The sequence below is a fragment of the Nodularia spumigena CCY9414 genome (assembly GCF_000340565.2).
Lineage (GTDB): Bacteria > Cyanobacteriota > Cyanobacteriia > Cyanobacteriales > Nostocaceae > Nodularia > Nodularia spumigena.
Window position 1 is genome coordinate 3,464,906 of the sequence record NZ_CP007203.1, and the last position, 15,491, is coordinate 3,480,396.

The 15,491-nt window shown below is 38.7% G+C and carries 9 protein-coding genes; 7 read left to right on the forward strand and 2 right to left on the reverse strand.

All coding sequences use genetic code 11. From position 1 onward, the window contains the following. The first annotated feature begins 15 nt into the window (after positions 1 to 15). The gene (locus NSP_RS15125; protein ID WP_006197852.1) at positions 16 to 1,524 is read left to right on the forward strand and encodes a DNA cytosine methyltransferase; all 1,509 of its coding nucleotides are present in this window, start codon (positions 16 to 18) and stop codon (positions 1,522 to 1,524) included. A gap of 120 nt (positions 1,525 to 1,644) precedes the next feature. Here the strand turns inward: NSP_RS15125 and NSP_RS15130 are convergent, their stop codons facing one another. Continuing rightward, positions 1,645 to 1,977: a type II toxin-antitoxin system HicB family antitoxin gene (locus NSP_RS15130; RefSeq protein ID WP_017804197.1), complete on the reverse strand. Its 333-nt coding sequence runs from the start codon at positions 1,975 to 1,977 to the stop codon at positions 1,645 to 1,647. Between the two features lie 53 nt (positions 1,978 to 2,030). Here NSP_RS15130 and NSP_RS15135 point away from each other — a divergent pair, with 53 nt between their 5' ends. Continuing rightward, on the forward strand, positions 2,031 to 3,473 hold the full coding sequence (locus NSP_RS15135) for a TIGR03985 family CRISPR-associated protein (protein ID WP_017804198.1): 1,443 nt from the start codon (positions 2,031 to 2,033) through the stop codon (positions 3,471 to 3,473). Here the strand turns inward: NSP_RS15135 and NSP_RS15140 are convergent. Then, complete coding sequence (locus tag NSP_RS15140; RefSeq protein WP_006198527.1) at positions 3,464 to 4,096, reverse strand: Uma2 family endonuclease; 633 nt, start codon at positions 4,094 to 4,096, stop codon at positions 3,464 to 3,466. The two genes, NSP_RS15135 and NSP_RS15140, sit on opposite strands and share 10 nt — an antisense overlap. A 160-nt stretch (positions 4,097 to 4,256) precedes the next feature. Here NSP_RS15140 and NSP_RS15145 point away from each other — a divergent pair, with 160 nt between their 5' ends. The 5 genes from NSP_RS15145 to NSP_RS15165 all read left to right on the forward strand — a co-directional run bounded on the left by NSP_RS15145 (position 4,257) and on the right by NSP_RS15165 (position 15,460). Next, a complete protein-coding gene (locus tag NSP_RS15145) occupies positions 4,257 to 5,264 on the forward strand; it encodes a mechanosensitive ion channel family protein (RefSeq protein WP_042202911.1) in 1,008 nt (335 codons plus the stop codon). After that, a complete protein-coding gene (locus NSP_RS15150) occupies positions 5,261 to 6,604 on the forward strand; it encodes a DUF2254 domain-containing protein (protein ID WP_006198530.1) in 1,344 nt (447 codons plus the stop codon). Before NSP_RS15145 ends, NSP_RS15150 begins: the two co-directional genes overlap by 4 nt. Positions 6,605 to 8,182: 1,578 nt before the next feature. Continuing rightward, positions 8,183 to 10,726 carry a P-loop NTPase family protein gene (locus NSP_RS15155; RefSeq protein ID WP_006198531.1) on the forward strand — a complete coding sequence of 848 codons (2,544 nt, stop codon included), beginning with the start codon at positions 8,183 to 8,185 and terminating at the stop codon, positions 10,724 to 10,726. A 141-nt stretch (positions 10,727 to 10,867) separates the two neighbouring features. Beyond that, complete coding sequence (locus tag NSP_RS15160) at positions 10,868 to 14,272, forward strand: acetate and sugar kinases/Hsc70/actin family protein (RefSeq protein ID WP_006198532.1); 3,405 nt, start codon at positions 10,868 to 10,870, stop codon at positions 14,270 to 14,272. A gap of 78 nt (positions 14,273 to 14,350) precedes the next feature. Next, positions 14,351 to 15,460 (forward strand): hypothetical protein, encoded by a 1,110-nt coding sequence (locus NSP_RS15165; RefSeq protein WP_006198533.1) that lies wholly within the window; start codon positions 14,351 to 14,353, stop codon positions 15,458 to 15,460. The last annotated feature ends 31 nt before the right edge of the window (positions 15,461 to 15,491 follow it).

Here is a 15,491-nt window from a genome sequence, read left to right on the forward strand (position 1 = left end):
AATAAGAGACATAAAATGCAGAATATAAGATTTACTTTTATTGACCTGTTTGCGGGAATTGGTGGATTTAAAATGGCATTAAGTAATAATGGTGGTCATTCTTTAGGATTTAGCGAAATAAACCAAGATGCTATAAAGACATATTGTGATAACTTTCAAATTGAACCAAGTTATAACTTAGGAGATATTACCAAAATTAAAGAATTACCACCCCATGATTTATTAACTGCTGGAGTTCCTTGTCAAAGCTGGTCAATTGCAGGTAAAAATCTAGGTTTTGATGATGATAGAGGACAATTATGGAACGATACAATTTATTTACTACAACAATCACAACCCAAAGCATTTATCTTTGAAAATGTCAAAGGATTAGTTGATCCTCGGAATAAGCAATCTTTAGCATACATCCTAGAAAGAATAGCAAAAGCAGGATATTATGCTAAGTATTTTGTTATTAACTCCTTTGATTATGGTGTACCACAAAATAGAATCCGTGTATATATAATTGGATTTCATAAACAAGAGTATTTAGAAAAGTTCGCTTTACCAAAACAAACCGATAAAAAACGCAAACTTGGCGATATATTAGGTATTACATCAGAGCAAAAAATAGATAACCAGGTTATTGAGAGGGACATATTTGGTAATATTATTTCCTCTAAAAGTATGAGTCTTTCACATACCAACGGATTTAATGATTACTTTTTATTTAATGACCTGAGAAATGGTCATACCACAATACACTCATGGGATATTATTGAAACTACTGAAAGACAGAAAAATATTTGTTTATTACTACTTAAAAACAGACGCAAAAGTAATTACGGACAATTAGACGGAAACCCATTATCATTAGAACATTTTCAAAGTCTAGATTCATCAATTACACAAGCAGAAATTGATGAACTGGTAACATTAAAAATTTTAAAATCAGAAGAATATCGTTTTATGATCATACAGTCTAATATTCAAGATGATATTAAGAGTTTGACTAAAGATGAAGAAATACTACTTTCATTTACAACTAATGGAGAAATAATAATTGATAATTTAAAAATCCAAAAAGTGTTTAAATTAGAAAAAATATCAATCCAAAAAACAATTGATTCTCTCAAACAAAAGCATATTATTGAGTGTGTGGAAATTCGCTATGATTTTAAAAATACGAAAATAAGTACAGGATTATTTGGTGTTAGTCGTATTTTTTTGCCAACTTCTGATATTTTCCCAACTTTAGTGGCCAGTGATACAAATGATTTTATCACCTTAAAAACAATTGCAGCTATAAATCATGATAATTTTAAAAAAAAATTCATCAAAGAAGTTTATGAACCAAGAGAATTTAGAAAAATTACTAAAAGCGAAGCCTGTTTAATACAGGGATTTCCCCATGATTTTAAATTACCAGAGTCTAGAGCAAGATGGATGAAACTAATTGGAAATAGTGTTTCAGTCCCCGTCATTGATAAATTGTGCAAAGCTATTATTGATACTGGTATCTTTAAAATTAATAGTATTTTGTAGGTTGGGTTAAATAAAATGCAACTCAACAGATTTATTATTATTAGTTGATGTTGGGTTTCCTTGCGTCAACCCAACCTACAAAAATGTATTTTATTATCAAAATTCATAGAAACTCAAAAATTAAACTTGCTCATTAGCATACATAGACAAACATTTTTCCACCCAAGAATTAAGACTGCGACCTTCTTTCCGGGCTTGAATAGCAATAGATTTATGTAAATTAGGGTTAATTCTCAGCATAAACTTACCAGAAAAAGGCTTTTCAGGTTCCTCGCCACGTTCTCGGCAAAAATCAAGGTAATCTGCAATTGAATCTTGGAATGCTTGCTTTAAATCTTTGACGTTATCACCTTGAAATGTAATTACATCCCGAACGTTGACGACCTCACCATGAAATATTTCCGCCTCATCATCAAACTCAACTATCGCCTCATATCCTTTATACTTCATCATTTTCTAATAGTATTGTGTAAACACACCAAACCATATTATCCGCCACATCAATTATGCTGCAAGCCATCCGTTCTCCCACACCGCAAATTTTACACTGGTTAGCAGCCGGACAACTAGCTAACCGCTTCCACCGCGCCATTAGACACTGGTGGATATTAAATCAACTATATGGCAGCGATGGACAATGGGGACATTATCTACCCAAATATTTTACCTATTCTCAACTGCGCGATCGCCTATTTGCCGAAACTCACCCCAAAAGCGAAAAACTCAACCCCCCAGAAATCACCGCCAAATGTCGGGATCTCACCTGTATTTGCCATCGCACCTGTGTAGAAATCCTAGAAAAATCAGGACTGCACATATCTGAAAACCAATGGCAAACAGAAATATTACAACTAAGCGGCATCAATCCGCAACACCTCCAGGAACAACTACAGCAACGACCATTTGCTACAGTCCACCGTTCCCTCAGAGACGACCTTAAACAGCTAACTCATTTGGGATGGTTGCGAAAAGTCAATCAAGGACAATACCAATGTCTACCCCAAACAGAACTACCCACACCCCCAGAAATTGCCATCGCCCAACCCAAATTTATCCAACTTTCCATACCCCAAACCTGGGAACTGCTGCACGTTTTAGAATCAGTCGCCTTTGTCCAACCCAACTTAAACCTGATAGTCGAGAACCTCTGGGAACAAATCACCCATAACTCAACCTCACCACTAACTCAAGCGCCGCAACAGCGAATATTTTTACACCTAGACTATATCCTTTCCACAGAAACCCAAGACCAAGTAGATAACTACCAGGAACAAATAGAACAACTGTGGCGAAAAATTCCCGGTGGCGTAGTGCAATTTGAATATTGGGTAACAGCAGAAAACAAAGTCCCAGTGACAGTTTACCCTGTTTGCCTGCATTATCTTCGCCGTGCCAAATACCTCAGCGCCTATGGTTTAGACCCCCACAACAATATAGCCTGGCATAATTATCGTCTCGACCGCATCGCCTCGCAAAAACTAAAGGTTTTAGCCTGGGGAGATCCTGCTGTTCCCAAACCATTAAAACAAATGTGGTATACAGGCGAATTACCCACACCAGACTACATTCAAACCGAATTAGATGCAGCTTGGGGATTCAACTTTTACCTCCAACGAGAATTCCTCATCCTGCGTTTTCCCCCCGCTTTTGCTAGTAGATATGTAGACAATACTTTTCGCCATCCTTCTTTTTGTGCAATTCCTTACGAAAACTTACCCAAACAGATAGTGCAGAATATCCCAGAAACTCAACAGCAAAAGGTTTTAGAGATATTGCAACAAAAACCAGATAGTGATGCTTATTATATAGGTTGGATACGCACTGGAGATATTAACGTTTTGATGCGTCTGCGAGACTGGCGACCAAATGGTGAAGTAATCGCCCCATTATCAATTCGGCAACAATTACGAAAAGAAGCAATACAAGAATTGTCTAATTATCAAGACTGAGAGGGTGTTTGAGAAAAATCTATATTTTCAGCAAAATTAACTTTTTTATATAATTGCTTTAAAGACAATTCTAAATTAATTGTTGACAGATTTAACTTAGCACTTTCTGTGTCATATTCAGTCAAAATCCATTGGTTTTCAGGAGTCTTGACATACTGCATCACATAATATTGAGTTTGGTCAATTAAAATATATTCTTTAAACTCAGGAATTGAGCGATAATAGAGAAATTTATCCCCCTGGTCATAATCTTTGGTAGATTTGGATAAAACTTCAGCAATTAATAAAGGATTTGTCACCGTTGTAGTATTTGTAGTGTAATAAACAGGTTCACCCTCAATTACCATGACATCAGGATAGGTAAACTGCCGATAGCGTGGTATCCACAATTTCACATCACCGATATAAACTTCATATTCTAAATCAAATAATGCTAAATTTAAGCTAGTTGCTAGATTTAACGCCAACTTATTATGATTGGTAGTTCCCCCAGTCACAGGAATAATTTCTCCATCTCGAAATTCATTTTTATCATCAGCTTTTGCTTCTAGTTCTAAATATTCTTCTGGGGTGTAGTAAGCTTTAACTATTTTAATTTCTTGGGTAGTAGTTTGCAATTTCATAGATTTATTCACTTAAATTATGAATACATTTATATTTTACCTGCTACCTTGCCTCTTTGAGAAATCTATCTTGCAGTATACCAAAATCTAGACCTGAGAAGGTATTTAATTCTCTGAGATTTGGCTATCATCAGCAACGACTGAACAGTGAGGAATCTGGATGAATGCAGAGATATCGGCACTTTTGGACAGGGTGCAGAAAATGGCTAACGATTTCATTATTCTGCTACCCAATATTGTGCTAGGGTTGTTTGTTTTTACAATCTTTGTAATTGTCGGGAGATCAATCAAGCGACTAGTGAGACGCTTAACTAGCCACCGCACCTATGCGCGCAATTTGGGTATGGTGCTGGGGAGGTTGGCACAAGGTACTACAGTTTTGGTGGGTTTGTTTATTTCTTTATCCATTGTCTTTCCCTCACTCAAAGCATCAGATTTGGTGCAATTGCTGGGAATCAGTGGGGTAGCAATCGGTTTTGCTTTTCGCGATATTCTGCAAAACTTTTTAGCGGGAATTCTAATCCTACTCACTGAACCGTTCCAAATCAATGACCAAATTGTTTTTAAGAATTTTGAAGGTACGGTAGAAAATATTGAAACACGAGCGACAACTATTAGAACTTACGATGGTCGGCGAATTGTGATTCCCAACTCCGAACTGTTTACCAATTCGGTAACTGTAAATACCGCCTTTGAGAATCGGCGCTTAGAATATGATGTCGGCGTTGGCTATGGTGATGACCTGGACTGGACAAAGCAGTTGATGCTAGAAGCTATGCATAGTGTAGATGTTGTGTTAAAAGACCCGCCTCCTGATGTCCTGGTGATGGAACTTGCCGAAAATAGTGTGAATATCCGGGCGCGATGGTGGATTCAACCACCCCGATGGTCAGATGCTCTAGATTCACGGGATCAAGTCATCTCTGCAATCAAGCAAAAGCTGTATGTGGAAAATGGCATTGATTTACCATATCCTACCAGACAAATTTTATTCCACGACCAAACCGAAGAAACAGATGGCGATCGCACTCGTCAGCGAGAAGGTTGGCCATCTGGTAAAAACAAAGTCCCTAAACCCCGTAGCATTGGCGGTTCACTGCAAAGATTAGCCCAATTGCAAGACCGTAATGGCAAGGTAGATGCTCACGAAAGAAATCATGAATCATGAATAATGTCAAGTTATCCAAGTTGTGGGATGCGCTTCATACTAGCTACTGGTTTCTGCCCGGAATCCTGGCACTCAGTGCCGTTATTTTGGCATTTACAATGTTAAGCCTTGACCGCACAATTGGTTTTGATGATTGGGATTGGATCTACACAGGTGGTCCCGATGGAGCTAGAGAAGTGCTATCTGCGATCGCAGGTTCAATGGTGAGTGTTGCGGCGACAGCCTTTTCCATTACAATTGTCGCCCTGCAACTGGCTTCTGCCAATTTCGGCCCCAGGTTGCTGCGTAACTTTATGCGCGACACAGGCAATCAAATAGTCCTGGGTACATTCATTGCCACATTTATTTATTCCTTGCTGGTGCTGCGTGCTATTTATGGCATGGGCTACAACCTGTTTATTCCCCATCTTTCAGTCACAGTCGGGATAGTGCTAGCAATTCTCAGCATTGCCGTCCTCATTTACTTCATTCATCACGCATCAACCATCATTCAAGCATCGCAAGTTATTAAGAGTGTGAGTGAAGATTTAGACAAAGCTATTGATCGACTATTTCCCGAAAAAATCGGTGTCAATCCCCCAACCAATCAACTACATCTAGGAGAAATTCCCCCCGATTTTGAGTTACAGGCTTACCCAATTAAAGCCAATAGTAATGGTTATTTACAAGCCATTAATGATGAAAAAATCATGGAAATTGCCTGTAAATATAATCTCCTGATCCATGTTAAATCTCGACCAGGAAAGTTTGTGATTAAGGGCAGTGAATTGGTCATGGTTTGGCCTGGTGAACGAGTCAATCGCAAACTTAACCATCGACTACAAAAAACATTTATTTTAGGAAGGGAACGTACTGAACACCAGGATGTGGAGTTTCCTCTGCAACAGTTAGTAGAAATTGCTCTGCGGGCTATTTCTCCGGGAATCAACGATCCTTTCACGGCTATTCGGTGTATTGACCGTTTGAGTGCCGGACTGTGCCATCTAGTACAAAGACAGTTTCCCTCACCTTACCGCTACGATGATCATAACCAATTGCGAGTGATTGCCAAACCAGTAACTTTTGAGGGGATAGTCGCTCAAGCTTTTAACCAAATTCGGCAGAATAGCAGAACTGATGTAGCCGTGACTATTCATTTACTCAAAGCGATCGCCTTAATTGCCAATTGTACCCACAATGGGCAATACCAGCAAATTCTCAAGCGTCATGCTGACATGATCGAGAGGGGTAGCCATGAAGGGTTGCCAGAATCACAAGACCGCCGGGACGTTCAGGAGAAATATAACACCGTGATTCAAGTCTTGGAGCAAAACCATGAAATAGAGATTTTGCAGCGATGAATTACTGCTTCCCTCTGTTGGTGGCGCGGGTGGGGTTCTTGGAACAATAAAAAATGCCCACAGGCGCGGGCATTAAGTAGGCTTTCTGTCACTTTTATTGGCTACAATCATGATGTATCATGATGTTTTTATTTTTCTCTATTGCCCATAAGAAATCAAGCCGGAAAGATGAGAACTTTAGACATAAATCATGAAAATATATCTTTTTATTTATCTGTCTCAAAGATGAGAATTCCATTACTAATAGCTGATTTTAGTGTTAGCAGCTATCCTTAAATCATAGAAATTTACATTTTGAGCAAAAATTAACCTTTAACTATAGCAACCGCCAAGGACGTTAGGACATAAACTGATCATAAAAGTTAGACACCGAAAGGTTTTTACCCTACGGACCACGGACCACTCCCCACTCCCCTGCTATAGCATAAACATAGTCTTGCTTACCAACATTTATCAGACCCAATTCACAGATTTATGTCCGTTAGAATTGAGACTTTTCCCAAATTATCTATTAAAACTGTAATTGTGGTCAGGTTAAAAACCCCAGGGATTCCCAGTCCTGGGGTTTTACTTTTTTTGTCTAACCAGTACAGTCAAAAACATCAGATTTCATACATCATTGATAACAGCTAGAGTTAAATAATTATTTCCCTGATATAGACATACTCAAGCCTTCGTGAACACTGCCTTCAATTCTTGCAGGTAACTAAATCTACATTGTCACTAAATTAATATAGGACTCCTATTTGATTTCTGTTGGCGTAGCCTGCGCTTTGCGCTTACAACTCAAAAAGCTGTTTCCCACGGACCACTCCCCACCTACGCAAGTAAGTATGGCTACGCCACGCAAGCTATCAAAAATTAAAGCGGATTACTATAGTTGTTAAAATTACTAATTATCTCACTAAAATTCCAGAAAAATTATAGATACTACTGCAAAAAAACAATATATTTACATTAGCCATAAGATAGATTAGAATAGTTAATAATTGCCTTATATTATGGAACATAAAACAAAGAGCGTTACTCAAGGCGTGAGGGTGTATCTACTACATAATAGGGAGCAAAAAAATAATTTCAAGTAATAATTGCAATTATTTATAGTATTTCCCACCCGGCTGAAATACAGATTTATCTGTGTTTATCTGTGGTAGAATAATTTTCCTCTACCTGAATGAAATAGGAATCGCTATATAGGCAGTAGAATTTAACTGTAAATCCAGTTCCCCTCCTCGCTTGCACCGGAGGGGTTAGGGGTGGGGTGTTATGACACAAAAAAGAATTTCCCGACTTGTGTGTACACGGTAGCCTTGCACAGGAGGGGTAGCTGTTAAATTTCAGCACCTGCTTTTGGTTCAGCACCCAGAGTTAAGAATATTTATTGTTGATTTTTAAACTTTCCCACATAAGTATCCGGTTAAGAATTGTTTAACTCAGTAAAGTTAAATCTATCTCCAGTAATAAATATTGGGCTAATGACGCAAAGTGTGATAGAAACAAGTTGCATGAATATGTGCTGATTGGATTATTTTATGTTATAAAACTCACAGAAATTAATGCCAAAGGAAAAGAATTTTTATGGAAATAGAACAATTAGATTGTTTTAAAGAGTACGGCGAATTTATACTACAAAAACTAGACTCAGTACCCCAATATCCTTCAAAACAAGAAGATTGGATACCCACTAGCCTAGATGATTGTCTGATGCGGCTCCGGGAAGCTGCTGAGAAAACTGTAGAACTTGCCACCTCTCCTGTTAGAATCGGCGTGATGGGAGAATTTAGTAGCGGTAAAACTTTACTTTTGGGTAGCCTGATTGGTTATGCTGATGCCTTACCCATTAGTGAGAATCCTACTACAGGTAATGTGACAGCCATTCATATTGTGCCGCAATCAGGCTTTGTCACAACTCAAGCAAATAATTTTACCGTAGAGTATCTTTCTCATGAAGGAGTAGATGAGTGTTTGCAATTCATGTTACACGAAGCAAGTCGCCGGACTACCGCAGCTGGACTTGCACCTATGCCTCTGTCAAAATTAAACACTGGCAAAGATATTATTAACTGGTGTGAAGATACATGGAACAGTAGTAAAAACTTAGAATTACGTTATTTACTGCGAGAGTTAGTATTGTTTATTCGCGCCTATCAAGCCTATGGGGACGCAATGTGTGGCGGACATTACCAAATAGATGCTATCACCGCCCGTGAGGGTCTACAGCTAACTGAACAGCCAATGGCTATTCAAACTCTGCGTTTTGAAGACTTACCGCCATCTCATATCCGATTACCTAGCCCACCCCAGAGGCTACCTACTAAGCTATTACAAAACAGTTTTCCCCTCATCCGTCGTGTTGATATGGAGGTAAAAATATCACGGGAAATTTGGGATTTTGCAGGAGCTTCAGAATTTATTCTGTTGGATTTTCCCGGATTAGGGGCGGCTAATTCTGGGGCTAGAGATACCTTTTTATCACTGCGAGAATTAGCAGAAGTCCAGACAATTTTAGTCCTATTAAATGGTAAAACTCCTGGGAGCGATCGCGCCAATAAAATCTTTACCATGATGCAGCAGCAGCGCCCAGGACAAGACCTCAAAGATTTAATTTTAGTGGGAGTGGGTCGTTTTGACCAGCTACCTTTAGATAGTGAAGGTTGTGAACGAGAACTTGACCGATTTATCGAAAGTAGTAGAATTTTAGAAGAAGCCGATGTTTTCCGCAAATTGAAAGTTTTGCAAACCACAATTGACGCGGCTCGTGCATTCACCACCCAAGCAGACAGGATTGTTTTATTATCGCCACTACTAGGGTTAGCTGAATTAGCAAAACGTTCTACTACAGTCAAAGCAGGTTCACCAGAATTTTTAGCAAACTTAGACTATCCTGATTATTTAGAACGGTCGAAGCGATTGCAACAAAAGTGGGAATTATTAAGTACACGTTTGCTAGAATCTGATGCACATAGTCATTTAGGTAAACAACTGAGTTACTTTGCTCAAGACGGAGGTATTGCCAAACTGCGAGAATTAATTCAAAATCATGTGACAAGTCACGGAGTTAAACAACTTCATCAAGATACTCGCAGGGCTGCTGATAATTTACTGCAACATCAAGAACATCTGAAAAACATTATTACCGAAATTCATGAACAAGGTATTCCCACCGCAGATACTCAGGATTTTATTGAGTTTCGGGCTGCTATAGAGAACTTAGATAAAACTTATCGGAATTTCCAAAAAGGTTTAGGTAAAGAACCACTCAAAGACCGTCGGGGAGATGTGGTTAGTGATGTGGTGAAAGACGAACTCACATTTAAAATTCTCAATTGGAACGAGTGGACTTTACTATTTAATAAAGCCAACAATGGTAATATCACTATTGCCGAATTTAAAGGTGCAGCCGGTAAGTTATTTGACCGAGGAAATAGAGTTAATAGCACTTTACCAACCAAGAGCGAAGACTTTTATCCAGCTTTTGCCAAAACTGTCAAGGAATTAGAAAATTTTGCACGCGATCGCATTCATCAAGCCGTAGCAGATTTATTAAGTCAATTATCCCATGAAATCGCCGCAGAACGCGATCATTTACAGAAAACTCTTCATCCAGAAATGGAAGAAGACATCGAAACCAAATTTGGTGTAGAAGAAGCCGATATCTTTTACAAATTAATGTTAGGATGTGACCCTAATAAATGGCAAGAAGCAATCATTTCCGAAATTAATAACAAAGAACAATCAATTTCACCAGAAATTATGTTTCCCTTGGCGCGTAAAGATGAAAAACACAATATTGGTCAAATCTTTGATTGGTCTCCTGAAAAAAGTCAAGATTTACCCAGAACAGGTAATCACCAACTTTTTGTCTTACGACTGCGAGATGAAATCATTGCTTGTGCTAGTCTGCATTTAGTGCAGTATGTCAGCGAAATTAATCAACAGGTTAATGCTGAATTAGAAGGCATTTTAGATCAAATTATTCCCACTCTCCAAAGTCTTTCTAAAAAAGAAGCTTTACTCAGACATATTGCGGCGGGAGATTCTCCAGCTAAGGTGGCTATTCCTACTTGGTTGCAGGTTCTTTCTCAGGTTGCTACAAGTTCTTATGCTGAGGATCATTTTTAAGTTTAATTGAAGGTTGAAGTTTTGGGGTTTTGCATTGGAGGTTAATTCTTTTTTAATGAACCACAGAGGCACAGAGAACACAGAGAAATTAAGAGCTTAATGTGAATTTATGGGTTTATCTTATTAATATAAGGAGAAAAAATGGCTGTTGAAATTCGGCTTGTACCCAATTTTCAAGTGCGTGCTAAAGAAAACGAATATTTGGAATTACCTACTATTCAATTGGTAGCGGCTGGTGATAACGTCCCTCACATTGCTAGAATTAATTGTATTGTTACTGGAACGCCAGAGGAATTAGCTGTTCAAATTAAAAAAGCATATAAACCTTTTGATTCTGTAACTCCTAAAATTTCTCAAATTGGGCAGTTAGAGCAATACCCTTGTAAATTAGAGCGCCCTTTAATCGAACCAATTAACTGCACTTTGGAAGTAATTGTTGAGTATTTCGATTCTGATACTTTAGGCGACCCCCTACTATCTGAACCTCGACAAACTGGTGCTTCTTGCTATCTGTGGTCTCCCATAATTTTTGAAGAAGAAATAATTGATAGTGAGCCTGTTAGTAGCCCTATAGAAATTAGTAAATATATTGAAAAGAAAATCATTCAAAAACCACAGAAAAGGTTTCCGGGATGGTTTGCATTAGATTTTGGCACATCCAATTCTACAGTTACACTCTTTGACCCCATTGAAGTCCCCATCGCCGAAATTTTACCCAAAGAACAAGAAATCCGCTTGCGCGATCGCATGGTAGAATGGTTAAGTTCTCCCGCATCGGTGGCTTTACCTGATGTCAATCCTCACGACTGGGACAAGTTTATTGCTGACATTAGTAAAAACTTGGAAATTGAACCCCATCGGCTGCGAGAAGTTTTTGAAAGTGATCAAAAAGAAAGATTTTTAGAAGCGATTCGCCAAGTGGAATTATGTCTAGGTAACAGCGACAAATTCCGCCGGGCTGCAAGTAAAAAACTATATCAAATCTACCATGAAGTTTTTCGTGTCCCTACCTTAGAATCACAAAATTTAATCCCCGTTGTCTTAGATATTAATCGTCGGGATACAGAAATTCCCAGCGAATTAGAAATTTCTAGTTTGACAGATTTACAATTGCGGATGGGTAGGGAAGCTAGAGATAACAGAAAAAAAGCCATAGCTCAAGGAACAAGCGTTTCTTTAAAAGAAATTATCAGCAGATTTCACCACTCACCCAAGCGCTATTTTGGACAAGATCGCACATTCCCAGTAATTCTGGATGATCAAGAAGAGACAATTAATGTTAACGAACTCATCCAAGCCGCATGGGCGCATTTAATCGACTTAACTGAAGATTACCGCCAACGCGCTAGACGCAGATTTTCTGAGGGAGATTTCCTCACAGCCGTTGTCACCTATCCCACCGTCGCACCGCCATTAGTGCGTAAAGAAGTTAAGGAATTAGTCGAACAATTGGGCATTGATGACGTACAAACCGCTTATGATGAAGCCGTTTCAGTCGCCATATTCTTTTTGTGGCGAGAATTTGGCGGAAATCTCAACATTGGGATTGAATCATTTAAAACTCGTTGTCGTCAAATCGAAAATAAATGGTCACAAAATGTCCTGGTTTTGGATATTGGCGGGGGAACTACAGACTTAGCTTTAATTGAATTGACTTTAGAAGATAAAACTCCTAATTTTGCAGAACATGAAGATAGAGGTTTAGGAGGACGTTACTATAAATTGACTCCGAAACTATTAGGTTCTTCGGGACATTTGCAGTTAGGCGGTGAATTAATTACCCTGAGAATATTTAGATTATTGAAAGTGGCGATCGCTGATTTTCTCTTAACAGCAATAACCACAGGTGACATCGAAAGCGAAAAGCTAGAAGATTTAATTAACACCGAATTAAACGAGCGTTTTTTAGAACAAGGAAAATTCCAAAGCGGCAGCCTATTAAAATGTTTAGATAAAGAAAATCCAGACGGTGACGCTGCATATAAAGATGCCCTAGATACAGCCGAGAAAGTATTACCAACCCGATGGCAACAAGCACCCCAACGGCTACAAACCTTTTATACACTCTGGGATTATGCCGAAGCTGCTAAACTCAAACTTGGGCAAAAGCCACCAGCCGATCATCCTCTGTTAACTTTTCTGATTTCTGAAGCACAAATTTCAGAATTACTAACTCAAAGTGCCATAAAATTCCAAATTAGAAATCCCGATAATGTTTGCGTAATTATAGACAGTCAACAATTTGAACGCGCCGCTTCTTCCACCATTAAAGAAGGAATTGGTATCGCTAAAGGACTCATGGAAAGTCGCTTAGGTTTCCAAGATCAAAACATAGATACTTGGAACACACATAAAGTTGATTGGTTGATTTTATCTGGCAAAACTTGTAACCTAGATTTAGTGCAGCGCCACATCTACCAAGAATTTAGTAACTCTCCTTATTTCGTCTGGAACCCAGAAAGAATTACCTTTGTTTTGGAATTTACTAAATTAGCCACCTCAGCCGGTGCTTGCTACGCCGAGAAACTGCGAAGGCTCAGATTTGACCCAGAAGAATCCAAAGAATTGCTACGCAAAGGCGCAAATCAGTTAGAAATAGATGTCAAAAATCTATTTTATTATCTACCTTGTAACTTCAAACGCAAAACCCAAAGCAACGAACTTTTACCCATATTTAAAGCCGGACAAGAACTTTATCAAATCACACCTTCAGAAACAGCCGCCAAAGTGCGGACAGAATGGCAAGGGATACAATTAACTAATATTATTTACCGCCAAGATTATGAAGAAGGAGACTTACGACTGTGGGGTAGTTTTGACGGTAAAAACCTGATGAAAAAACTCGGAATGCAAGAAGCCGAGTTTCTCAAAAAAATCAAAGTCCAATTTGAAATTGACCAAACTCTGCAATTTAACGTCTTACTTTGTCAAGGAAATCCCCATTATTTAATTGACGTTCCCGGTATTGATGTAGGTGCAGCACTATTAGCAGCTTCCGAAACCTCAGCCCTATTTGCTGATGGTAAATTAAAGTGGAATATTGCGGTAGCAGGACCGAAACACAACTTAAATGATGGTGATATTGCTGTTAACGTCATCGAGTCTGCAACCGTAGATCAACCAAATGCCTATCATTTAGTTTTTGAAGTAGACAAACATGATAGTAAATTTCTGCGCGAATTTCACTATTTACACAATAGCGAACAGCAATCACAAAACGGTTTAGTAAGTAATCCTTTACCGCCCTTTCCCCAAACCAGTCAGCACACTTTTTATATTTATCAAACAGATACCACAACTAACAGCAAAAAATGGATACGAATTGGTGCATTAAGTAAACCCGATATCGCCACAGATTACCCTTGTAAATATTGTGTAACTCTTGATCAAAAAGGTATTCTCAGAATGCACGCCGGAGAAGTTCCCTATTGGACATCAACAAGCCAAGAATGTCTCAAACAAGCAGGATGTGTTTATCGGGCTGAATTAGAATTGCAACCTAATGAAGTTGATAAAGAACGCGATCCTTTTTGCGGCATACATTAATATTATAAATCTTGTGGGGTGGGCAAGGACTGCCCGCCCTTGTGTACCTCAGAAAAATAAATTTTAATATTAATATTCATGCACCAAATACGTCAATTATTAGCAATAGAAAACTCAGAATTAGCCAAACTATTAAAATTTAGCCTGTACGGACTAGAAGCCACCTTAAATAAAGCCCGCACAGAATTTCCCCTCGATGCTGGAACAGAGATATGTGACGATTTACTACAAGAAATCTCCAGTTTATTGCACCCCCAGCCAGAGTCTATTCCAGAAGCTCCCTTACTCCTAATATCGCCCCCAGGAGAGCTAAAACTGATTCATCTGCGAGAAGCCTTTGGGAATGATGCGGAACTCAGAGTATATTTAGGTAATTCCTCATTACAAAGCCAAACAGACGCTGATTTATGGCACGAAATACACCGGAAACTGCTGCGAGTTCCCGAAAATATCGCCACAGCTTGGCGACAGCGTGCTTTAGAATTCGCTCAAGAAATTGGTGCAATAGCAGATAATTTGCACCTGGATAAACTTCCTTTCAGCCGAGATGAAATTATCTACCCCGGACTTAACGGTAGTGTGCAGGTTCCAGGATTATGTTTATCAGAAAAACCATTATTAAATTCTGGAATTAACCCCATTGAAGAATATGGAAATTTATATTATATAGCTGGTTTTGTGCATCTATTCCGCAGATTTATCGAAATTGAACCAGATTTACATCATGCCTTAAAAAGCGTGTTTAGCTTCGATATTATGCCTTTACAGTCTCAGCCAGAACAACGAACTCAATATATGAATAATTTAAGCGATCGCTGGCATCGTTTACAACAAGCTGAGTCAAATTCTGATGACTTATTAAGTCTGCGTGCATGGATAGACATAGATGAAGCCATACACTCCCTCGTATTTATTCCACCAGTCGAGCGTTATTCGTGGTGGGGTAACTTACAGCAAGAATCACGACGCATTTTAAAAAAAATGGCTCAAACCGCCATTAACCTGGGTTATGACGTAAAGATTCGCCAATTATCTGGACTCTACGCCGATATCTGCACCTTTTCAAAAGACGACCTACAACTAAACTGTGGTGGCGTTCCTGGGGAAGTTTTAACTTGTCTGCGGGTTTATGCACGCATTAATCAAGAAGAAACTCCAGGACGTGTAATTTTTCGCTCATTACGTTAAATACAGCACTTTGCAAGTAAATAAAGTACAC